19 protein-coding genes are annotated in these 21,811 nt (G+C 41.1%); 10 read left to right on the forward strand and 9 right to left on the reverse strand.

Features of this window, described 5'->3' with window-relative positions:
• Nucleotide 1: 1 nt before the first annotated feature.
• Together WG989_RS09585 and mqnB are read right to left on the reverse strand one after the other, a co-directional pair.
• Nucleotides 2-820, reverse strand: coding sequence for a 1,4-dihydroxy-6-naphtoate synthase (locus tag WG989_RS09585; RefSeq protein WP_340429008.1), 819 nt, complete (start codon nucleotides 818-820; stop codon nucleotides 2-4).
• 10 nt (nucleotides 821-830) lie between these two features.
• On the reverse strand, nucleotides 831-1,487 hold the full coding sequence (gene mqnB, locus WG989_RS09590; protein ID WP_340429009.1) for a futalosine hydrolase: 657 nt from the start codon (nucleotides 1,485-1,487) through the stop codon (nucleotides 831-833).
• A 97-nt stretch (nucleotides 1,488-1,584) separates the two neighbouring features.
• On the opposite strand from mqnB, the gene WG989_RS09595 reads away from it, so the two are divergent.
• From WG989_RS09595 to fabD, 4 genes are all read left to right on the forward strand, one after another.
• Nucleotides 1,585-1,995 carry a 6-pyruvoyl trahydropterin synthase family protein gene (locus WG989_RS09595; protein WP_182804403.1) on the forward strand — a complete coding sequence of 137 codons (411 nt, stop codon included), beginning with the start codon at nucleotides 1,585-1,587 and terminating at the stop codon, nucleotides 1,993-1,995.
• 96 nt (nucleotides 1,996-2,091) lie between these two features.
• A complete protein-coding gene (locus WG989_RS09600) occupies nucleotides 2,092-2,505 on the forward strand; it encodes a 6-pyruvoyl trahydropterin synthase family protein (protein WP_340429010.1) in 414 nt (137 codons plus the stop codon).
• 57 nt (nucleotides 2,506-2,562) lie between these two features.
• Nucleotides 2,563-3,159: a GTP cyclohydrolase I FolE gene (folE, locus tag WG989_RS09605; protein WP_445298475.1), complete on the forward strand. Its 597-nt coding sequence runs from the start codon at nucleotides 2,563-2,565 to the stop codon at nucleotides 3,157-3,159.
• 77 nt (nucleotides 3,160-3,236) lie between these two features.
• Nucleotides 3,237-4,127 (forward strand): ACP S-malonyltransferase, encoded by an 891-nt coding sequence (fabD, locus tag WG989_RS09610; RefSeq protein WP_340429012.1) that lies wholly within the window; start codon nucleotides 3,237-3,239, stop codon nucleotides 4,125-4,127.
• Between the two features lie 66 nt (nucleotides 4,128-4,193).
• Here the strand turns inward: fabD and WG989_RS09615 are convergent, their stop codons facing one another.
• From WG989_RS09615 to WG989_RS09625, 3 genes are all read right to left on the reverse strand, one after another.
• Nucleotides 4,194-4,637, reverse strand: coding sequence for a GNAT family N-acetyltransferase (locus WG989_RS09615; RefSeq protein ID WP_340429014.1), 444 nt, complete (start codon nucleotides 4,635-4,637; stop codon nucleotides 4,194-4,196).
• 47 nt (nucleotides 4,638-4,684) lie between these two features.
• A complete protein-coding gene (locus WG989_RS09620) occupies nucleotides 4,685-6,487 on the reverse strand; it encodes a serine hydrolase (RefSeq protein WP_340429016.1) in 1,803 nt (600 codons plus the stop codon).
• A 79-nt stretch (nucleotides 6,488-6,566) separates the two neighbouring features.
• A complete protein-coding gene (locus WG989_RS09625; RefSeq protein ID WP_340429017.1) occupies nucleotides 6,567-7,694 on the reverse strand; it encodes a trans-sulfuration enzyme family protein in 1,128 nt (375 codons plus the stop codon).
• 105 nt (nucleotides 7,695-7,799) lie between these two features.
• On the opposite strand from WG989_RS09625, the gene WG989_RS09630 reads away from it, so the two are divergent.
• Nucleotides 7,800-8,294 (forward strand): DinB family protein, encoded by a 495-nt coding sequence (locus WG989_RS09630; protein ID WP_340429018.1) that lies wholly within the window; start codon nucleotides 7,800-7,802, stop codon nucleotides 8,292-8,294.
• Nucleotides 8,295-8,466: 172 nt separating this feature from the next.
• Here the strand turns inward: WG989_RS09630 and WG989_RS09635 are convergent, their stop codons facing one another.
• Nucleotides 8,467-9,132 carry a hypothetical protein gene (locus WG989_RS09635; RefSeq protein ID WP_340429019.1) on the reverse strand — a complete coding sequence of 222 codons (666 nt, stop codon included), beginning with the start codon at nucleotides 9,130-9,132 and terminating at the stop codon, nucleotides 8,467-8,469.
• A gap of 120 nt (nucleotides 9,133-9,252) precedes the next feature.
• A complete protein-coding gene (locus tag WG989_RS09640; protein WP_340429021.1) occupies nucleotides 9,253-10,260 on the reverse strand; it encodes a beta-ketoacyl-ACP synthase III in 1,008 nt (335 codons plus the stop codon).
• A 206-nt stretch (nucleotides 10,261-10,466) separates the two neighbouring features.
• Between WG989_RS09640 and ruvA the strand changes: the two genes are divergently transcribed.
• On the forward strand, nucleotides 10,467-11,051 hold the full coding sequence (gene ruvA / locus WG989_RS09645) for a Holliday junction branch migration protein RuvA (protein ID WP_340429024.1): 585 nt from the start codon (nucleotides 10,467-10,469) through the stop codon (nucleotides 11,049-11,051).
• Between the two features lie 61 nt (nucleotides 11,052-11,112).
• Nucleotides 11,113-18,378, forward strand: a complete 7,266-nt coding sequence (sov, locus tag WG989_RS09650) for a T9SS outer membrane translocon Sov/SprA (protein WP_340429026.1) — start codon at nucleotides 11,113-11,115, stop codon at nucleotides 18,376-18,378.
• Between the two features lie 111 nt (nucleotides 18,379-18,489).
• Here sov and WG989_RS09655 read toward each other — a convergent pair whose 3' ends face one another.
• Together WG989_RS09655 and galK are read right to left on the reverse strand one after the other, a co-directional pair.
• Complete coding sequence (locus WG989_RS09655) at nucleotides 18,490-18,768, reverse strand: GNAT family N-acetyltransferase (protein ID WP_340429027.1); 279 nt, start codon at nucleotides 18,766-18,768, stop codon at nucleotides 18,490-18,492.
• 71 nt (nucleotides 18,769-18,839) lie between these two features.
• Nucleotides 18,840-19,997, reverse strand: coding sequence for a galactokinase (gene galK / locus WG989_RS09660; RefSeq protein ID WP_340429029.1), 1,158 nt, complete (start codon nucleotides 19,995-19,997; stop codon nucleotides 18,840-18,842).
• Between the two features lie 131 nt (nucleotides 19,998-20,128).
• Here galK and WG989_RS09665 point away from each other — a divergent pair, with 131 nt between their 5' ends.
• From WG989_RS09665 to WG989_RS09675, 3 genes are all read left to right on the forward strand, one after another.
• Nucleotides 20,129-20,944, forward strand: a complete 816-nt coding sequence (locus WG989_RS09665) for an enoyl-ACP reductase FabI (RefSeq protein ID WP_340429031.1) — start codon at nucleotides 20,129-20,131, stop codon at nucleotides 20,942-20,944.
• 129 nt (nucleotides 20,945-21,073) lie between these two features.
• A complete protein-coding gene (locus WG989_RS09670) occupies nucleotides 21,074-21,343 on the forward strand; it encodes an SWEET family sugar transporter (protein WP_340429033.1) in 270 nt (89 codons plus the stop codon).
• 2 nt (nucleotides 21,344-21,345) lie between these two features.
• A complete protein-coding gene (locus WG989_RS09675; RefSeq protein WP_340429035.1) occupies nucleotides 21,346-21,735 on the forward strand; it encodes a VOC family protein in 390 nt (129 codons plus the stop codon).
• The last annotated feature ends 76 nt before the right edge of the window (nucleotides 21,736-21,811 follow it).

A 21,811-nucleotide genomic window follows, 5' to 3' on the forward strand; every position in this document is an offset into this window, starting at 1 on the left:
ATCACGTATGTTGCGTGGCTGTCTGCAGCATTTGTTCTACTGCCTGCATACCATCTTCACCTAAATCAAGTGAATAGTTGTTCACATACAGATCAATGTGTTGGCGCATTACTTCTTCACTCATCTCCTGTGAATGTTGTTTTACATAATCTGTTATGAGCGGATAATTGCTGAAAGCATACTCCAAACTTTTACGAATCAATCGATCTACTTTATTTTTCAGCTCAACATCAATTCGTTGATGTGCAACAATACCACCTAACGGAATCGGATAACCGGTTGTTGTTTCCCAATATTCACCAAGATCCATCAGCTTATGCAATCCTTTATGCTGATAAGTAAAACGGTTTTCATGAATGATTACACCCATGTCTACTTTATCACTCAATACAGCTTCTTCAATTTCATGAAAGACCATGAACTGTTTTTGTTTTGCATTGGGGAATGCCTGTGAAAATAAAAAATGAGCCGTGGTATTTGTGCCGGGTATTGCAATGGTTGAATCATTCACCAATTGCTGAAGTTCTTCAACCTTTGTACTTACTGCTTCGTTCTTTGTAATTAAAAGAGGTCCTACACCTTTGCCCAATGCACCACCGCTTTTTAATAAATGATATTGATGACGAATAAGCGGATAAACACCGTAACTGATCTTTGAAAAATCAAGTTTGCCTTGCTTTGCCCATTCGTTCAACGTTTGCACATCCTCCAACTGTACATCAAACGATAAACCTTCCGAATCAATTTTGCCATTCACCAACGCATCGAAGATGAATGTGTCATTGGGACAAGGCGAAAAGCCAAGTGTGTAAGTTGTCATGAATTACTATTTATAAACCTTCAACCAAACGAATCAATTCTTTATTCAGGTTCTGCACAGCTTCTTTTAATTTCCATTTCTGTTTGTTGCGTTCGCCTACGTAATTTGAAATACTTCTGATCTGGACAAACGGAATGTTTTCTTTCATACAAACGAGATGCAACGCAGCACCTTCCATATTCTCGATCTTCGCTTTATATTTTGTTTGATAAAGTTCAGCTGTTTTTTTGGCAGATGTAATTTGATTCACCGTAACACTTCCCACCAATGGCAATTTTGTACGTTCCATCAACATGGTAAACGGATTCACCAGCTTTTTTTGTTTGAAAGGAAATTCATTGGCGGATAACAGTTTTAAATCAAACACATCTTTATAACCATCTATTTCCTGCACGCCCAAATCGGCCAAGGCTTCTTGCTTTACAGCAACCACATCACCTAAATTCAAGGACTGGTCAAACGCACCGGCAATACCAGCCATTATCACGATATCGGGCTTTTTCACTTGTAAATGCTTCATCAACGCATAAGTGGTATTGATAGAACCAACGCCTGTAACCAGAAAATCGAGCTGTAAATCAATATAATCCAGCTTGTTAGTGGTGCGGCAATGTTGAATAAAGGGTTTGATTTCCAATACGGTGGCTGAAACAACTAAACAATTCATGGGGCAAATTTCGGGAAGAATAAAACAAATCAGGGAATAACATCAAAATGCAGCATTCTTATTACCTTTGCGGCCCAACAATTTGAAGGGTTCGGCAATGGTTTACTTAACACGATTAGAACATTTTAATGCGGCGCACAAGCTCTACAATCCAAACTGGAGTCTGGAGAAGAATGAAGCTATGTTCGGCAAATGTGCCAACGAAAACTGGCATGGGCATAATTATGATCTGTTTGTTACTATTAAAGGACAAGTGAATGAAGACACCGGTTTTTTGTTTGATGTAAAGAAACTAAGTGAGCTCATCAAAATTCATGTGCTGGAAAAACTCGATCACAAGAACCTGAATATGGATGTTGATTTCATGCAGGGAAAAATGTGTTCTACTGAAAATCTGGCAAAAGCCATCTGGCAACAATTACAACCACATCTGCCTGCTGAAGTGTTGCTTCACTGCATTAAACTCTACGAAACGCCCCGCATTTACGTTGAATATTTTGGAGAATAAACCTTTTGCGGCGTACCTTGTTATAGTTCTTCACTCGCCCTGCAAGGTGCTTTAATGAAAGTTCATGGCAGGTAAAATGTAATCAGGTTTTCTGTCATGGAAAAAAAAGTATCCGTCTTTCGTCACGAACATTTTAACGCTGCCCATCGTTTATACAATCCGGAATGGACAAATGAGCGGAACGATGCCGTATTTGGCAAATGCAACAACCCATCGTTTCATGGTCATAATTATGAACTGGTGGTAAAGATCACCGGTGTGCCTGATAAAGACACCGGCTATGTGATGGATCTGAAAGTATTGAGTGATTTAATAAAGAGAGAAATTCTTGAACGTTTCGATCATAAAAATCTGAATCTTGATACGGTTGAGTTCAAACATCTCAACCCAACAGCAGAACATATTGCCATTGTGATTCATGATTTGTTACGTCCACACATCGATGCAGAGAAAGATTTGCAGATACGTTTGTACGAAACACCAAGAAATTTTGTGGAATATCCGGCATGATTTGTCAATTACACGACGGAGTTGGAAAAATATAATGATCAATTTTAAATATCGAACATGGCTTATAAAAAAACAGAAGAATACGAAGAGAAAGTAACGTTGGGATTAGTGGACAGTTACAAAAGTGCGCTTGAGTTGTTGGGTGAAGATCCTGAACGTGAAGGCCTCATAAAAACACCGGAGCGTGTTGCAAAAGCAATGCAGTACATGACGCAGGGCTACCAGATGGATGCAAAAGCAATTCTTGAAAGCGCCAAATTTCATGAAGAAGTGAGTGAGATGGTGATTGTAAAAGATATTGAGCTGTATAGTATGTGTGAACACCATATGCTGCCTTTCTTTGGTAAGGCGCATATTGCTTATATCCCCAACGGCTATATCACTGGGTTGAGCAAACTTGCAAGAGTGGTGGATGTGTATAGTCGCCGTTTGCAGGTGCAGGAGCGATTAACCACACAGATACTTGAAGCAATTAAGGAATCGTTGAATCCAATGGGGGTGGCGGTAGTCGTAGAAGCACAACATCTATGTATGATGATGCGTGGTGTGCAAAAGCAAAATTCTGTAACAACCACTTCAGCTTTTTCAGGTGAGTTTCAGAAACAGGCAACACGAAGTGAGTTCCTGAAACTGATCTCAGGTAAATTCAATTAAATTTTCTTTTTTGATAGTGGAAGTCTGTTGTAATTATTGCAACAGACTTCTTTATTTTTGGCCATTAAATATTCATTATGAAACATGCGTTTGTTTTTCCGGGTCAGGGTTCTCAGTTTAGCGGTATGGGGAAGAATTTGTATGATGCAGGAGTATCGGCCCAACGATTGTTTGAATTAGCCAATGAAATTTTAGGTTTTCGTATTTCTGATATCATGTTCAATGGAACAGACGAAGACCTGAAGCAGACGAATGTAACACAGCCTGCTGTGTTCTTGCATTCGGCAATAGCATACAAAACAATTGAATCGGCAAAGCCGGATATGGTTGCAGGACATTCGTTGGGTGAGTTCAGTGCATTGGTGGCGAATGGTGTGTTGAGTTTTGAAGATGCATTGCAGTTAGTAAGCGTTCGTGCAACGGCTATGCAAAAAGCTTGTGAACTAAATCCTTCAACCATGGCTGCAGTACTGGCATTGGCAGATGAGAAAGTAGAAGAAGTTTGTAAGCAGGTGCAGGAAGAAACAGGTGAAGTTGTAGTGCCAGCAAATTACAATTGTCCCGGACAATTAGTGATCAGCGGTTCACTCAAAGGAATTGATATTGCCTGCGAACGGATGAAAGCGGCTGGTGCAAAACGTGCATTGGTATTACCGGTTGGTGGTGCGTTTCATAGTCCGCTGATGGAACCTGCACGTGAAGAATTAAAAGCAAAAATTGAAAGCACAAATTTCTATACACCGCAATGCGCCATTTACCAAAACGTAGTTGCGAAAGCTGTATTGGACAAAGATGAGATTAAACAAAATTTAATTGATCAGTTAACCGGTGCTGTACGTTGGACACAAAGTGTGCAATCGATGATCGCCGATGGTGCAAGCAAGTTTACAGAAGTTGGTCCGGGTAAAGTATTACAAGGGTTGGTACAAAAGATCAATAAAGAAATGGTGGTGGAAGGAGTGAATTAATTGATGTACGAAGTAAGATGTACGATAAAAGAAAGAGGCCGCAAATTGTTGCGGCCTCTTTCTTTTTTAAACGGGTATGCTGCAATTGATCCACTCAGGATCAAAGTTGCTGTTATATTTTTTATAGAAATTAATGGCAGGTTCGTTCCATTCCAATACCTGCCATACAATACCGCTGAACTTTTTTTCTTTAGCTTCAACGATCAGTTGATCGAATAATAATTTACCGATGCCTTTTCCTCTTGCCTGTTCGGTTACAAGAATATCTTCTAAGTACATACGTTGACCTTTCCATGTAGAGTAGCGGATATAATACAATGCAAAACCCAGCACAACATCATTTTCTTCTGCTACAAATGCCCGCCAAACGGGATTTGTTCCAAAACCGCTGTCAACAAAATGTTCTAACGTAACTGTTACTTCTTCCGGTGCTTTTTCATAAAGCGCCAGCTCTTTTATAAGTTCCAGTAAGCGGGGACAATCTTCTTTTACAGCTCTTCTGATAATCATACTTCTATTAATTTACGTCTGACGGCTTTCAGCCGTACCGACGAAGTTTATTTTTTTCTTGTTGCTTTAAACGTTCCGTTTGGTTGTAAAAATGATAGAGCAATGATTTCACCTGCCTCATTTTTCTCAAAACGAACACTGTAACCGGATGCAATTTTTAAATTGAACACATCGGGCTTTACAGGCACTAATTCATAATCTGTTTGACCGGTTACAAATGCAATCAATGTGTTCTCTCCTTTGATATAAACTTTCACGAGAGTTGGTCCGGGTAATTCGTACTCGCCAACATATTTTTCAAGATCAGCTTTACTAACATCAATTGTTTCCACTTTTTTTGTGAATACGATATCTTTTACCCCAGCCTGCAAAGGCAACGACAATGATTCAATTTCGCCCTTGATATTAATATTGAATTGCCCTTTCATCGCATCATCTTCTTCGGCAGTACCCAATTCTTCATCGTACGGAATAAAGTTGAAGTAATTGAAATGATAATGCTTGATCTTAAAGTTGAGCCCATTGTATTTACCAATCAATGAATCTTTTTGTAAGTCAATTTTTAAAGTGCCATACCCTTCGTTGGTAAAAGTTCCGGTATAGTCCGTAATTGTATGTGTGGGTCTTGTTCCCCGCTTACGTTGTGTACTGTCGGCTTTCAGTTTTTCTTTTGCAGCAGCTTTTGCTTTATCAACGGCATTTTTTTGGGTGCGGTGCCAGTCTTTATATTTCAATCCGAGTAATCTATCAGCAATTGTATTGCGGATGATACCGGGAATAGGTGATCCATTTTGATTTACCGATATAAAAATGCCAATACTATCAGTTGGAAAAAATGATGTGCTGCTGCTGAAACCGTCAATATTTCCTCCGTGCTCTACACGATAATGACCACGGTAGTTTGCAAGGAACCATGCAAGACCATAATTGCTGAAGAATACATCCGGTTGTTCTTTGGTTGGTAATCCTGCACCAATGATCATTTGTGAACTGATAGCTTGATTGTAATACGAAGCAGGTAAAATTTCTTTACCGTTAAACTTACCTCCATTCACCCACATCATTACCCAATTCGCCATATCTTTTGCATTGGAGTTAATGGAACCAGCCGGACCAATGCCATCAATATTCATAAATTTCATTTTTGTTATTGCTCCATCTTTCTCGTTGTAGCCAAATGAATAATCCAGTGCCTTCACATGATCATTCATAGATGTGTTGGATGCTGTCATGCTCAGTGGGGTAAAGAGTTGTTCTTTAACTAATGTTTCCCAACTCTTGCCGCTTAATTTTTCTGCCAGCACACCTTGTGTAAGAAACATAAAGTTGTTGTATTGCCATAGTCTGCGCAGCGGTGCAGTTTTTTCAAAATAGCGGATAATGTAAATTAAACTGTCTCTTCTTGTAGGCGCACCATACCAAGCAAGATCATGACGTGGTAAGCCAGTACGGTGGCTCATCATATCTCTTGCTGTCACATTGTTGTTCAAATCGTCATCAATAAATCGAAGCTCGGGCAAATATTGTGTAACGGGCTTATCTAGATCAAGTTTCCCTTCTTTCATCGGGAAGGCAAGTAAGGAAGATGTAAATGCTTTGGTGCAACTGCCAATGGCAAACAATGTATTTTCAGTAACCGGTACTTTGTTTTCGTAATCTTTATAACCAAACCCTTTTGCCAGGATCACTTTGTTTTTTTCAACCACAGCTACCGTTACACCTGCTGCACTCCATTCTTTTAAAATGCGATTGATGAATGTGTCAAGACCAGCTAAACGTTTGTCTGTTGTTTGTGCAGTTACCGATTGCAGGAGTAATACAGTAATGCAGAGAAGGGACATTTTTTTCATGTAGCGTTATTTTGGTTTTATAGCCATCTGACGCCTTCGTCTGATGGCATTATTTTTATTTTTTCGTCAGACGAGGGCGTCAGACGAAAAGCAATGCCTGTTCAAAATCATTGATCAGATCTTTCACATCTTCAATGCCAACTGAAATGCGTAACAAGTTATCAGGTGTTGGTGAAAGATCGCCTTCAATTGATTTACGGTGCTCAATTAAACTCTCTACACCTCCAAGACTTGTTGCATGTGTAAACAACTGCAGCTTATCTGCTAATTTCAATGCTGTTGTACGATCACCTTTTACAAGAATGGAAAGCATGCCGCCAAATCCGTTTGTCATTTGTCGTGCCGCCACTTCATATTGCGGATGCGATGCAAGGCCGGGATACAACACACGTTCAATTTTTGGATGTGCTTCAAGATACGTTGCTAATTGCATGGCATTGTTTGAATGAATCGGCATACGTGCTGTAAACGTTGTTAAGCTTCTGCACAACAACCAGCAATCGTAAGGCGATGGAACGGCGCCTCCAAGTCTCTGGCAGGCTTTAATAAATTCATAGCGTTGGTTATTCTCTCCAAAAATTAAAGCGCCTCCTAAAATATCACTATGTCCGCCAAGATATTTTGTGGTTGAATGTAATACGATATCAATCCCCAGTTCAATGGGTTTGGTATAGTAAGGAGTGGCCCATGTATTATCAGCAACTGTAAAACAGTTGTGTTCTTTTGCAATAGCTACAACAGCCGCAAGGTCGGTTACTTTGATCAACGGATTAGAAGGTGTTTCGGTCCATACCAGTTTTGTATTGGGTTGAATTGCTTTTCGCAACGCAGCATGATCCGTCATATCTACTAACGTGTACGATAAACCGAAACCGGAAAACATGGTATCAAGAATCGTACGGATGGAGAAATACGTATCATCCGGTAAAATAATGTGATCGCCTGTTTTTAAACTTTGAAATACTACAGTTGCTGCTGCAAGTCCGGATGCAAAACTTACACAGCCCACGCCGTTTTCCATCTTCGCCAGTTTTTGTTCAAGCGAATGACGATTGGGGTTGTCGTATCGAGAATAGAAGAAGCCACTGGGGTAACTGATACCGTCTTCACCACGTTCGAATGTGGTGGATAAAATAATGGGCGACATTACTGCACCGCTTCCGTCTTTAATATTGTCTTCGTGTATAATGCGTGTTGAAAATTCCATATGCCGTTGTATTTGTAATCCGTGGATAAATGTACGTAATCTGTGCTTTGCGATTTTACGGGCAGAAGATATATTCATTAATTTGAGCTACAAAAACATATTGACATGAAAGAATTACTTTCAGCTTATGCTGCATATAATCGGTGGGCCTATCAAACGCTTACAGATACCATCCTTCAAATGGATGAGCATCTGCACCAACAGATCGTGAAAAGCAGTTTCCCGAATTTGTACGCAACAATTCTCCATTTATGGGATGCAGAAAGCATTTGGTGGCAGCGAATGGAAGGGCATCAGCAAATGGTGATACCCAGCAAACAATTTAATCCAACCATGAAAGAAGCGGTGAATGGCTTACTGCAACAGGCAGGAGAGTGGGAAAGGTTTATAACCAGCACCACAGAAGAAAATCTGCAACGTGAATTTTATTATAAAAATCTGAAAGGTGATTCGTTCCGTTCAGCAGTGTGGCAGGTAACACATCACTTGTTCAATCATGGTACTTATCACCGTGGACAACTGGTAACGATGATGCGGGAGTTAGGTGTTACTGAAATTCCTGCAACAGATTTTATTCATTGGTATCGTACACGTGTCTGAAGTCTCGAAGAACAAATTTTAATTCGCTATGTTCCGTAGGAACAATTGATTGGTAGAAAGATAGTAATTAGGGGCTCTCGTGCCGTAGGTACGATTGAGAGAAATGTTGTTAATTAGATGAAAAAGGTCGAAATGGCATGAGAATAATTATACTAAAATGAGATTGTCGAAGCTAATTAGACTTATAGATGAGTTTGTTTTTCTTATCAATTAGCTCCATTCCTTTTACAGTGAATTCTCTTTTACCAAACTGGTAAATTTCAGTGATTCCCCTGTCTGTCAAAACACTAGTTGGATAATTTAGCATTATCGTATATCTGGTCAATTTATTCCACAAGTAATGAATTTTGTCATTAATTGCGTCGCCAATATTTACGTTTTGTTCTTCATTCTGTGTATAAAATGCAACATATTCCCCTCGTTTGGTTTTAATAATTCCATTTATATCGGTATAAAGCCTAGTCTCCTTGAAGCTTGAATCAAAAAATACTACGGCGTAGTTTGCGAATTTTTGATTTAGTATGTCAACGAAAGTAAAAGTGACTAAACTATCTTCTTTAAATAACTGTGTAGTTATAGTTGTCTTTAATTCAGTCTCACATTCAGAAACTCCATTTAATAGAATCTTGTTGGCAGTTCTAATCCATTTGCCTTTTGAGATGCCAGCGTCAACGCAACCGCCAGTCACAATGAAAAAGGTAGAGTCGCTACAGAGAAGAAGTCTCGAAAACATCAGGTCTTGTGATAAATAAAAAGTATCAGTTTTTATGTTTCTCACCTGACTAAAAGTATTTGATGCGAATAGCGCCAAGATTAAAATTATATAAGAATATTTCATGTAGAAAACTTAATGTTATCTAATTTGCCTTTTTCTTGAAGAATAACCAATATCATAAATCAAAAATTAAACAAAAAAACGGTTGCTTTCACAACCGCTTTTCTTCTATATTTTTCAATTCTAATTTTGTTTTCCATCATACGCCCACTTGATCCACGTAGCGCCCCAAGTAAACCCGCCGCCAAATGCAGCCAGCACAATGTTATCGCCTTTCTTTAATTGCGGTTCCCATTCCCACAAACAAAGAGGAATCGTGCCGGCAGTGGTATTGCCAAACTTTTCAATGTTGATCATTACTTTTTCTTTTGGCAAACCCATGCGGTTGGCTGTTGCATCAATGATGCGGAGGTTGGCCTGGTGTGGTACCAGCCATGCAATATCTTCACCTGTTAAATTGTTGCGCTCTAATAATTCAGCACTCACATCGGCCATGCCTTTTACTGCAAACTTGAAAACCGTTTGTCCTTCCTGGTAAGCAAAATGTTCCCGGTTGGCAACTGTTTCCATACTTGCGGGACGAAGACTGCCACCAGCTTTCATGTTCAGGAAATTTCTGCCGGCTCCGTCGCTTTTTAAAATGCTGTCTTGTACACCAAAACCTTCTTCATTGGGTTCCAACAACACACAGGCAGCACCATCGCCAAAGATCACGCAAGTGTTGCGATCGGTATAATCAATAATGGCACTCATTTTATCTGCACCAACCACTACTACTTTTTTATAGCGGCCACTTTCGATATATGATGCGCCCGTCGTGAGTGAAAAAAGAAATCCGCTGCAGGCAGCACTCAAATCAAAACCCCATGCATTCACGGCACCGATCTTATCGCACACCACATTCGCAGTGGAAGGAAACACCATATCAGGCGTAACCGTTCCAACGATCATGCAATCAATTTCTGATGGTTCGATGCCACGTTTTTTGCAGAGATCAAGCACAGCGGGGACGATCATGTCGGAAGTAGCAAGTCCTTCGCCTTTTAAAATTCTCCGTTCAGAAATACCGGTACGTGTGCGGATCCATTCGTCGTTGGTATCAACCATCTTCTCCAGATCAAAATTGGTAAGCCGGTCTTCAGGAACCCATCCGGCAACAGCCGTAATGGCTGCAGTGATTTTGTTACTCATTTATACTTTGTATTTAAAGGGAGCGGGTAAAGGCCCGCTTGACAGGGTGCAAATATAAGACTTGCAGCGCAGGGTTGAAGGCAGATGGTTTAAGGTTGAAGCGGTAGGGTTGCTAACCTTTGTACGGGGTGACGAAGACTTGTGCGGTTAGCGAAAGGTTGGCAACCCTTTGCTCAATCCTTTGTAAAAAACTCTATTTTCGTTCCATGTTTGCATATCTCAAAGGAGCATTTACCCTCAAAACCCCAACTGTTGTTCACATTGATGTACATGGTGTCGGCTATGAAGTACAGGTGAGTTTGAACACCTATTCCAAGATCCAGAACCTGCAGGAAGGAACATTATTTACCCATTTGTTGGTGCGTGAAGACGCTCATATTCTCTACGGTTTTTATGAACGCTCCGAAAAAGAAGTATTTCTTCACCTGCTCAGTGTAAGTGGGGTTGGTGCTTCCACCGCACGGATCATGCTTTCGTCGTTGCAGGCCGAAGAGGTAGTACGAGCTATTCTTTCAGGAAATGAGGGTTTATTGGAAAGCGTAAAAGGGATTGGAAAAAAGACGGCGCAGCGAATTGTTTTAGAGCTGCGGGACAAGCTTTCGAAGTCGCCAATTGATGCGAATATTTCTGCACTGACTCACAATACTTTAGAACAAGATGCGTTAACTGCTATGACTGCTTTGGGCATAGCCCGAAATGCAGCCGAATCGGCCATAAAAAAAGCCCGGCAAACAAATACGGAATTTGTTGAAGTGCAAGAGCTGATTAAGGCGGCATTGAAGTGTCTTTAACCAACAACTTAATCTTTGCTTTGAGACTTTGACCCGGATGCAACGCACCATATCCGCCATCGTGGCCCTTCTGACCATTGTAATAACCCTTTCCTCAACGGTGAGTTATGGTGGTATTCCTGCATTTCAAACACCGGCTCGTGATACAATCCCCGGAAAAGACAGTTTACGTTTTCCATTAACCGATCGCAGAGGCGATGCGTTTACAGAACCCAATCGCAATACATTTGATCTGCATCGGCCATCGAGTATCAAAGATTCCATTGCGTACGATCCGGTTACAAAAAGATATTACATCTACGAAAAGATCGGCCGTAGCTGGTTCCGCAAACCAAGCTACCTCACCTTCGATGAAATGGTGGCGTACAAAAACCGCCAGAACGAACGGGATTATTTTCAACGCCGGCTCAACACAACTTTAAATCTTAACCGAAAAATATTAGATCCAAAGCTGCAGGTGCGTCCGAGCTTTTTCAACCGCCTATTCAGCAACAGCGGTATTCCAAAAGTGGAGATACGTCCGCAGGGTGATGTAACACTAACTGCCGGCTACCTCGGCCAAAATATTAAGAACCCAACCTTACCCGAACGTGCAAGAAAAAATGGTGGTTTTGATTTTGACATGAATGCCAATTTTGGTTTGAATGCCAAGATCGGCGACAAACTGAATTTCCCCGTAACGTATAATACCCTTGCCAATTTCCAATTTGAAAATCAACTCAAGCTGGATTATGTTGGTAATACCGATGCCATCATCAAACGGATCGAGGCGGGTAATATCGCTTTCCCGGCAAAAGGAACATTGATGCCCGGTGCTTCTGCCTTATTTGGTTTGAAAACAGAATTGCAGTTTGGCAAGTTGTATGTAACGGCTGTAGTGGCCAATCAAAATTCCAATCGCCAGCAGATGCAGTTGGCTGGTGGCTCCGGTTTACAACAGTTTAATGTAAAGGCGGATGAATACGAAGAAAACCGCCACTTCTTACTAGCTCAGTATTTTAAGAAGAATTACAACACGAGCATGAAAAATATCCCGGCTGTGATTACGCCGGTGCAGATCATGCGGGTGGAAGTGTGGGTTACCAACCGTACAGGTTCTACCACCGAAAACAGGAATGTGGTAGCATTGATGGACCTTGGCGAAAGCGAACCATTTAATCCGAACGTTTTTTCACTTACGACGGCACCTCTTCCGTACAACGATGCGAACGATCTGTATCAACGGTTGGCAAACGATCCGGCAACAAGAGATGCTGCCTTGGTAACAAATCGCTTAAGCAGTTTTGGTTTAACGGCTGTGCAGGATTTCGAACGCACGTTTGCCCGTAAGCTACGACCTGAAGAATATTATTTCAATCCGCAAATTGGTTTTCTTTCACTCAATACAACCTTGCAGCCCGACGAAGTATTGGGTATTGCATTTCAATACGCTGTAAACGGAAAAATTTATCAGGTAGGTGAATTTTCAAATGATGTAACACCCGATACAACAGCCGGCAACAGCGGTACACAGAAGGTGTTGTTCTTGAAAATGCTGAAAGCAACTTCACAACGTCCGTCGTTACCGATCTGGGATTTGATGATGAAGAATGTGTACTCTGTTGGCTTTGGTCAATTGGAGCGTCGTGATTTCAAATTGAATATTCTTTACCAGGAACCGGGTGGTGGTGAAAAAAGATATATTCCTGAAGGCGAAGAAAAAGGACGACCAATAATTGAATTGGTGAATCTGGATCGACTGAACAATCAAAATGATCCACAGCCCGATGGCGTGTTTGATTATATAGAAGGCTTTACGGTTAACTCGCAAATGAGTCGTGTTATTTTTCCGTTGCTTGAACCATTCGGGAAAGACCTTGAATATATTTTCCGAGGAGTCGACTCTGTTGAACTACGTCAGAAATATTTATTCTATCCGCTTTACGATTCAATCAAATGGGTGGCACAGCAATCGCCACAATTGAATCGATATATTTTTAGAGGGGCTTCCCGTAGTGCTGGAGGCGGTGGCGATATTCCGCTGGGTGCCTTCAATGTACCGCAAGGTTCTGTTACCGTTTCTGCAGGCGGACAAGTGTTGCGTGAAAATGTTGATTACACAGTTGATTATAATTTAGGTACTGTAAAAATTATTAACCAGGCCATTGTTAATTCAGGTGTGCCGATCAATGTTGGGTTTGAAAACAATGCAACATTCGGTATGCAGAACCGCAACTTTATGGCGTTGCGTTTGGATTATAAAGCATTTGAAAAGCAAACCAAACAACTGAACATTGGTGCAGCGGTGATGAAGTTGGGCGAGCGTCCCTTCTTTACAAAAATGAATTACGGTGACGATCCTATTCGTAACACCATGATCGGTGCTGATATCAATTACCGCAGCGATTGGAAACGAATGACCAAGTGGCTGGATGGATTGCCATTCTATTCTACAAGACAAACATCAAACATCAATGTATATGGTGAAGCGGCACAAATTATTCCAAGTACAGCAAAACAGATCCGTCCTGAAAAAGGTGGCGGTGGTTTAATTTATATTGATGATTTTGAAGGAACGAGAAATGGGATCGATCTGCGCTTTCCATTTATTGCATGGTCGTTGGCATCAACACCATTTGAAGCAAGAGATCGTTTTGGCGTTGAATTATTTCCGGAGGCGAAGTTGACCGATGATCTGCAATATGGTTATAACAGAGCAAAACTTGCATGGTATAATATTGAACCGGTATTACAGCAACGTCGTGATCCAAACAATCCGTTGGGCGATAACATTGCAGAGCTGTCTGATCCACGTGTTCGTTTTGTAAATCGTCAGGAAATATTTCCGCAGGTAACGCCCGATCTCGGACAGAACCAGTTGATCACATTCGACATGGCTTTTTATCCAACACAACGTGGTCCTTATAATTTTGATGCAGCGAACGGAAGCATCAATCCTGCAAATGGAAATTTGTTAAATCCACGGAACAGATGGGGTGGTATTATGCGTGCCATCGATCAAATTGATTTTGAAACAAACAATATCGAGTTTATTGAAATGTGGGTACAGGATCCGTTCATACTCAACCCTGTGAGTACGGGCGGACAGATGTATTTCAACCTTGGCAATATTTCTGAAGATATTTTAAAGGATGGCCGCCGTTTTTATGAAAACGGATTAAGCACCACACAAACTCCTGCACGTGAAGATGAAAGTAACTGGGCTCGTGTACCACGTAACCCGATCCAGATCGCACAGGCGTTCAGTAATATTGTTGAAGAGCGTCCGCAACAGGATGTTGGTTTAGATGGGAGATCAGATAGTGCGGAAGCACGGGTGTTTAATTCGTTCCTCACACAATACAGAAACAATTTTGGTACAGGAGCAGCTTATCAGCGTTTAGCAACTGATCCTAGTAGTGATAATTACAAACACTTCCGTGTTGATCAACCGGATAATGCAAGCATCTTGAATCGTTACAAAGATTTTAATAATCCGCACGGTAACAGCCCTGTTGCCAGCAACGATATTCAATATACGTCTGCCTCTACGTTGTATCCGGATAATGAAGATCTCAACAGAGACAATACGTTGAATGAAGTGGAAGAATATTTCCAGTATCATTTAGAGCTTCGTCCTAAAGATGATCCGTTAATGCAGGTAGGTCAGAATTATATTGCTGACAGAAGAGAAGTGGATGTGAAACTTGCTGATGGTAATACAAGAAAAGAAACCTGGTTCCTCTTCCGTATTCCTGTAAAAGAATACGAATCAAAAGTTGGAAATATTCCCGATTTCAAATCGATCCGTTTTATGAGGATGTTTATGACGGGTTTTGAAGATTCATTGGTTGTACGTTTTGGTAAGTTGGAATTGGTGCGTAACATGTGGCGTACTCATACATTTGATCTGGATACAACCGGCCAGTACAGGCCCCTCCAAAACCAAGGTATCACTTCGTTTAATGTAACGGCTGTTAACGTAGAAGAAAACGATAGACGTGTGCCGGTGAATTATGTAATACCACCGGGTATTGAGCGTGTACAACAATTGAGTAACAACGGTATCAACCTTTTGCAAAATGAAGCTTCATTAAGTATGCAGGTTTGTGATTTGCAGGATGGTGACAGCCGTGCTGTATTTAAAACAACCAATCTTGATCTTCGTCAATACAAGCGTGTGCGTATGTTCATGCATGCAGAATCAAGAGGTAAAACAGACAATCTGCAGGATGGAGAAGCCATTGCTGTGATCCGTTTTGGTACCGACTTCATTAATAATTATTATGAAGTGCGGATGCCATTGAAAGCAACACGATGGGGAAGTTACCCAAGTCCGATAAACCCTGATGATACTTCGGCTGTTTGGCCGGGTGCAAATCAGTTTGATGTAAACCTCGAAGATTTGGTGCGGTTTAAACTGCGTCGTACAGGTGGTGTAAATACTGCTTACTCCGAAGACAGAGGCAATGGTATCCGTTGGGCTGTGATGGGAAATCCAAATCTCGGTGAAGTAAAAGGCTTTCTTGTTGGGGTTGAAAATAACAACAACGACAATACGTCTAATATTTGTGCTGAAGTTTGGATCAATGAGCTTCGCTTAAGCGGTCTTGATGAAAAAGGTGGATGGGCTGCAACCGGACGGATTGATATTCAACTGGCAGACCTTGGTACCATTTCCGTTTCAGGTTCTGCACGTAGTGCCGGCTTTGGTACCATTGAACAACGTGTGAACGAACGTAGCAGGGAAAACTTTTATCAGTTTGATGTTGCTACTAATCTGCAACTCGGAAAATTATTGCCGAAAAAAGCTGCACTTGAAATTCCTTTTTACGCCAGCTATTCACAAACAGTGATGAATCCTGAATATGATCCATACGATCAGGATATTAAGTTCAAGGATAAACTGGCAACTGTAAATAATAAAGATTCCATCAAAAATATTGCACAGGATTTTTCTGCGATTACAACGGTGAACGTAACCAACATGCGGAAAAATAAAACCAATGGCAAGCCTGCCAAAATTTATGATGTTTCGAATTTTGATGTAAGCTATTCGTACACAAAAACCGAACGTCGCAATCCATTGATCGAAAATGATGTGATTGAAAAACACTATGGCGGTGTAGGATATAACTATGCCCCGCAACCGAAGTTTATAGAGCCATTCAAAAAGCTCATTAAATACCGCAGCCCTTGGTGGAATATTGTAAAGGATTTCAACTTCAACTATCGTCCAAGCCTGTTAAGTTTCCGTGCAGATGTGAATCGTCAGTTTGGTGCAGTACGTGCAAGAGAAGTAACCATACCGGGTGTGGCACCAAGTCCTTTTAAAATTCCTGAGACCTACGATAAGTATTTTGTGTTTGATCGTGTGTACAATATGCGTTGGGATGTAACACGTTCCATTAATATTGATTTCAGCGCTACCAACAATGCACGTGTAGATGAACCGATTGGACGAATTGATACGAAACAAAAGAAAGACAGTGTTCGCAGAAATTTATTTGACGGCGGACGGAATGTGATCTATCGTCAAACCGCCAATGCATCCTATAATTTGCCATTGGCAAAAATTCCTGCACTTGATTGGACAACTGCACGATTCAATTATAACACCACGTATAACTGGATCGGCGCATCACGTTTAGCAGTGAGTTTAGGTAACACGATCGAGAATTCACAAACAAGAGTATTTACCGGCCAGCTTGATTTTGTAAGGTTATACCAGAAATCAAAATTCCTTCGTTCGCTTGAAACTGAGAAAGACCCGAATGCAAAACCAGTGCTTGCATCGCCCAATATTAAATTCAATCCAAAAGATACGGTTGGAAAGAGTAAGAAATATGTAGCAAAATTATTCCGTCGTTTAAATCGATTGGAAGCGAAGAAAGATAACAGTCTGCAGGTTGAACCGGGCGATGCTTTAAAGTTCTTTGGACGAATGCTGACCTCAGTTAAAAACATAAACATAAATTATAACGAGTCGTTCAATTCACGACTGCCGGGCTACACCGACAGTACGCAGATCCTTGGACAGAACTGGGGTACCCGTGCACCGAGCCTTGCTTATGTATTTGGCAAACAGCCCGATAATCGATGGCTCGATGAAGCAGCTTCAAAAAGATGGGTTACGAGAGACACCAACTTCAACTTCCTGTTTACACAAAGCTATCGTCAGGAATTGAAAATGGAAGCAACGGTAGAGCCAATGCGTGACTTCACCATTGATCTCAACCTCACACGTTCCTTCAGTAAAAATTATTCGCAACTGTTCAAGGACACTACCGGTAACGGCGACTTCGGTCATTTGAGTCCGTTAGCAGCCGGTGGTTTTGATATTTCGTTCATCTCTTATCAAACCATGTTCAGGAAATATTCGGCTACAACGCCGGGCGAATCGTTCCTGCAGTTTGAACAAAACCGTTTACTCTTATCACAGCGATTGGGCGATGCAAATCCATACACGTTAGGCCAAATTAATCCCGATGGTTATTACAAAGGTTACGGCCGATATGCACAGGATGTGTTGATACCTGCGTTTATTGCAGCTTATACCAATCAGGATCCATTGAAAGTAGGATTGCTTGATCAGAACAACCGACGTGTAAACGATAATCCGTTCAAACGTTATTTACCAAAACCTAACTGGCGGTTAACCTATAATGGTTTGTCCAGATTGCCGGGCCTCGATCGCATCTTCACCAACTTTACAATTACACATGGTTACAGCAGTAATCTGAGTATGAATAATTTTACATCTGCTTTGTTGTATGCAGATCAGTTTGGATATGGTTTCCCATCGTTTGTTGATCCGGTGTCGAACAACTTTGTGCCGTTCTTCATTGTACCCAACTTAACCATCAGCGAACGTTTTTCTCCATTGATTGGTGTGGATGTACAAATGACCAATCAGCTCAACTTCAAAGTTGATTATGGACGCAGCCGGACGATCAGTTTAAGTTTGATCGACTTCCAGGTGAGTGAAGTACGCAGCATTGAAATTACCGTTGGTGCGGGATGGCGTAAGCGTGGTTTGAAGCTGCCGTTTAAAATACCATTCACAAAAGATGATTCAAAAACATTATCAAACGATCTGAGTTTCCGTTTTGATATGACCTATCGAGATAATGCAACATCCAATAATATTCTTGATCAGCGGAACACCATACCAACCGGTGGACAAAAAATATTGTCGATCAATCCTTCCATCGATTATGTACTAAACAATCGCATCCGTTTGCGTTTGTTCTTTGAGCAGAACAGGGTAGTAGGTTATATCGCCACACCGCCGCCTGTTGTAAATACAAGAGCAGGATTGCAGGTGAATATCAGTTTAGCACAGTAAATAGTTGTTGTCTGCTCACCTGAAAGGTGACTGACAATTGAGTGAATAAACAAACAGCCATCATTGATCAATGATGGCTGTTTGTTTTAATGAGGTTGTTGATGATTAAGGTCAAAGTACATCGCTGTACTCCGCTACTTTTTTGAACACACTGTTTGCAAAGGGGCACAGCGGCATAATTTTCAATCCCTTCTCTCTTGCAAACTCAACAGCTTTTGCCACTAATTGTTTGCCTGCGCCTTTCCCTGCAAGCTTGTCGCTTACTTCGGTGTGGTCAATAATGAATTTAGCATCGCCCGCCCACACATACGTCATCTCAGCAAGTCGTTCGCCGTTTTCTTCAATGTAAAATGCTCCTTTTTTTCCGTCGTCGGATTGTAGAATCTCCATTTCGTAATATTATTAGAATAAAAAATAGTGATAAGAAGTTGTTGTATCAATGCATCGTTATCCGCAATGCTTTAACTGATCTTGTTTGTTCCGTCTGATGTTTGCACGACGTAAGCTTCTGCATCAATTCCGAATTTTTCTTTGTACGCAGCAAGAGCTTCGTCAATAAACGGCTGCACTGTATTATTCGCTATAATGTTGATCGTGCATCCGCCAAAACCTCCACCCATCATTCTTGCACCCAGAACATTGTTATTGGCTTTTGCCAGTTCCACCAAAAAATCAAGTTCGGTACAACTCACTTCGTATAATTTGCTTAAGCCTTCATGTGTTTGAAACATCAGTTTGCCAAAGCCAGGCAGATCATGTTGCTGCAATAATTTGGCCGCTTCCTGTGTACGTGCAATCTCCTGCACCACAAACAAACAACGGTTGAATACTTCTTCGCCCATGGTTGGTTCATAAGCGATCAGATCTTCCCACTTTGTTACATCACGAAACGAACGCACAGGGCTATCGCTCTGCATCAGTAGCAGCCCTTCTTCACATTCCTGCCTGCGACGGTTGTAAGCAGATGATGCAAGTGAATGATGCACTTTTGTATTGATGAGTACAATTGAATATCCATCCAATTGCAAAGGAAAATGTTGATGTTCCAGCGATTGGCAATCGAGTAAAATAACCGCATCTTTTTTTCCATGCATATTGGCAAACTGATCCATAATGCCGCATTTTACATTGGGGAAATCATGTTCGGCACGTTGGCAAAGCAAGGCCAGTTCTTTTCGGTTGTAGCCAGCATCAAACAATTCGTTTAATGCAAAGGCCAATCCTCCTTCCACTGCTGCTGATGAAGAGATGCCGGAGCCACGTGGAATATCGCCCGCCAGCACACAATCAAATCCGTGAATTTGTTTTCCTGCTTGTACAAATTGCTTCACAACACTCAATACATAATTTTTCCATTCGCCTGCAGGGGTTAATGATGATATTGCTGTACTGTACGCTTCATTAAAATCAATACTGAAAAAATTACAATCACTTGTGCCGTTTGTTGCAATGGCATAATACACGCCTTTGTCAATGGCTGCAGGCAATACAAAACCATCATTGTAATCAACGTGTTCACCCAATAAATTAATACGACCCGGTGAAAAATAGAGTGAAGGTTCTTTTGAAAAGCGTTGAAGAAAAGCCGATCGGGTTTGTTCTGCCAGTTGATGATTCACGTTTGTTCGAAATTTTATGATTGGTTGTAAAAATATCGAACTTTCCTTTTGCAACATCCTTCCGTTACTGCTAAACTTTACGGCTGATGTGATTTCCCTCATCTTCCTTACTTTTGACACAAATCAACGATATGAGTCATCAATTACTGAAAGGAAAAAAGGGCATCATCTTCGGTGCATTAGATGAAAAATCAATTGCCTGGAAAACGGCGTTGAAATGTTATGAAGAAGGAGCACAGATCGTATTGACCAATGCGCCGGTTGCCTTGCGTATGGGCGAGATCAATAAGCTGGCTGAAGCTTGTGGTAACGCTCCCGTTATTGGTGCCGATGTAACCAATATGGATGATCTGAAAAATCTGTTTGAAAAATCAATGGAGCATTTTGGTGGAAAGGTTGATTTTGTGCTGCATTCAATTGGTATGAGCCTGAATGTGCGGAAAGGCAAACATTATACTGAACTCAATTACGAGTGGAATACCAAAACTCTTGATATTTCTGCGATGAGTTTGCACCGTGTATTACGCACCGCCTGGGATCTCGATGCGATCAATGAATGGGGTAGCGTAGTAGCACTCACTTATATTGCTGCACAACGTGTATTCCCCGATTACAATGAAATGGCGGATGCAAAATCATTACTGGAAAGTGTAACACGCAGCTTCGGTTATCATTATGCAGTAAAAAAGAAAGTACGTGTAAACACTATTTCACAATCACCAACACGTACAACAGCCGGCAGTGGTGTAAAAGGATTTGATGGCTTTATTAATTATGCAGAAAAGATGAGTCCGTTGGGAAATGCCAGCAGTGAAGATTGTGCAAATTATGTGGCAGTGATGTTCAGCGATCTTACCCGGATGGTAACCATGCAAAATCTTTTCCACGATGGAGGATTCAGCTTTACCGGTGTAACGGCTGAAGTGATTGAGCAGATGGAAAAGTAAGCCAGGTATGAAGTACGATGTTTGATGTGCGAGGCACGATGTGTTCCTGTTCATCTCTCTACTATAAAATTTACAGTTTGAAAAGTTGATGGGTATCCTGTCAACTTTTTAATGTTTAAACCAAATTTCATGACACCATTTTGGGTAGAGGTTGTTGGTCTTTTTGGATCGTTTCTAAGCAGTATTACGTTTGTGCCGCAAGTGTACAAAGCATGGCGAAGCAAAAGTGTAGGCGACCTCAGTATTTACACCATTCTGATTGTTTCGAGCAGTACATTGGTTTGGTTGGTCTACGGTTTTTTCAATGAACCATTGCTGCTGCCTGTAGTATTGTGCAATGGGTTCATCTTTTTATTATCACTTGTACTTTTATATTTTAAGATCTCGTTTAAAAAGTAAATATGCACATTGAGCACATTGCAATTTGGGTGAAAGATATCGAAGCAATGAAAGCATTCTTTTGCAAGTACTTTCATGCAACTGCAAATGATCAATACCTCAACAACACAAAACAATTTCGATCGTATTTTCTTTCGTTCGATGGTGGTCCACGATTGGAGTTGATGCAGATGCCTTCTGTTCCTGATTCGAAAGATGATGTGTATGATCAGTTTACCGGGTTGATTCATTTTGCTATATCGCTGGGGAGCAAAGAAAAAGTAGACGAGATGACAGCACAATTTCGAAACGATGGATTTGAAGTGTTGGATGGCCCGAGAACTACGGGCGATGGATATTACGAAAGTGTAATTCTTGATCCGGAGAAAAACAGGATTGAATTGACGGTTTGAGAAACGGGTTTCAACATACGTACCTCGACTGCGCTCGATTCGAATGAAACTCCTTCGACTTCGCTCAGGGTTAAAA

The sequence above is a fragment of the Lacibacter sp. H407 genome, from assembly GCF_037892605.1.
In the GTDB taxonomy this organism is placed as follows: Bacteria; Bacteroidota; Bacteroidia; order Chitinophagales; family Chitinophagaceae; genus Lacibacter.

What these genes read in the sequence shown, in the direction of transcription:
- WG989_RS09585 (WP_340429008.1), bottom strand. Translation starts at nt 820, where the DNA reads ATGACAACTTACACACTTGGCTTTTCGCCTTGTCCCAATGACACATTC.
- mqnB (WP_340429009.1), bottom strand. Translation starts at nt 1,487, where the DNA reads ATGAATTGTTTAGTTGTTTCAGCCACCGTATTGGAAATCAAACCCTTT.
- WG989_RS09595 (WP_182804403.1), top strand. Translation starts at nt 1,585, where the DNA reads ATGGTTTACTTAACACGATTAGAACATTTTAATGCGGCGCACAAGCTC.
- WG989_RS09600 (WP_340429010.1), top strand. Translation starts at nt 2,092, where the DNA reads ATGGAAAAAAAAGTATCCGTCTTTCGTCACGAACATTTTAACGCTGCC.
- folE (WP_445298475.1), top strand. Translation starts at nt 2,563, where the DNA reads ATGGCTTATAAAAAAACAGAAGAATACGAAGAGAAAGTAACGTTGGGA.
- fabD (WP_340429012.1), top strand. Translation starts at nt 3,237, where the DNA reads ATGAAACATGCGTTTGTTTTTCCGGGTCAGGGTTCTCAGTTTAGCGGT.
- WG989_RS09615 (WP_340429014.1), bottom strand. Translation starts at nt 4,637, where the DNA reads ATGATTATCAGAAGAGCTGTAAAAGAAGATTGTCCCCGCTTACTGGAA.
- WG989_RS09620 (WP_340429016.1), bottom strand. Translation starts at nt 6,487, where the DNA reads ATGAAAAAAATGTCCCTTCTCTGCATTACTGTATTACTCCTGCAATCG.
- WG989_RS09625 (WP_340429017.1), bottom strand. Translation starts at nt 7,694, where the DNA reads ATGGAATTTTCAACACGCATTATACACGAAGACAATATTAAAGACGGA.
- WG989_RS09630 (WP_340429018.1), top strand. Translation starts at nt 7,800, where the DNA reads ATGAAAGAATTACTTTCAGCTTATGCTGCATATAATCGGTGGGCCTAT.
- WG989_RS09635 (WP_340429019.1), bottom strand. Translation starts at nt 9,132, where the DNA reads ATGAAATATTCTTATATAATTTTAATCTTGGCGCTATTCGCATCAAAT.
- WG989_RS09640 (WP_340429021.1), bottom strand. Translation starts at nt 10,260, where the DNA reads ATGAGTAACAAAATCACTGCAGCCATTACGGCTGTTGCCGGATGGGTT.
- ruvA (WP_340429024.1), top strand. Translation starts at nt 10,467, where the DNA reads ATGTTTGCATATCTCAAAGGAGCATTTACCCTCAAAACCCCAACTGTT.
- WG989_RS09655 (WP_340429027.1), bottom strand. Translation starts at nt 18,768, where the DNA reads ATGGAGATTCTACAATCCGACGACGGAAAAAAAGGAGCATTTTACATT.
- WG989_RS09665 (WP_340429031.1), top strand. Translation starts at nt 20,129, where the DNA reads ATGAGTCATCAATTACTGAAAGGAAAAAAGGGCATCATCTTCGGTGCA.
- WG989_RS09670 (WP_340429033.1), top strand. Translation starts at nt 21,074, where the DNA reads ATGACACCATTTTGGGTAGAGGTTGTTGGTCTTTTTGGATCGTTTCTA.
- WG989_RS09675 (WP_340429035.1), top strand. Translation starts at nt 21,346, where the DNA reads ATGCACATTGAGCACATTGCAATTTGGGTGAAAGATATCGAAGCAATG.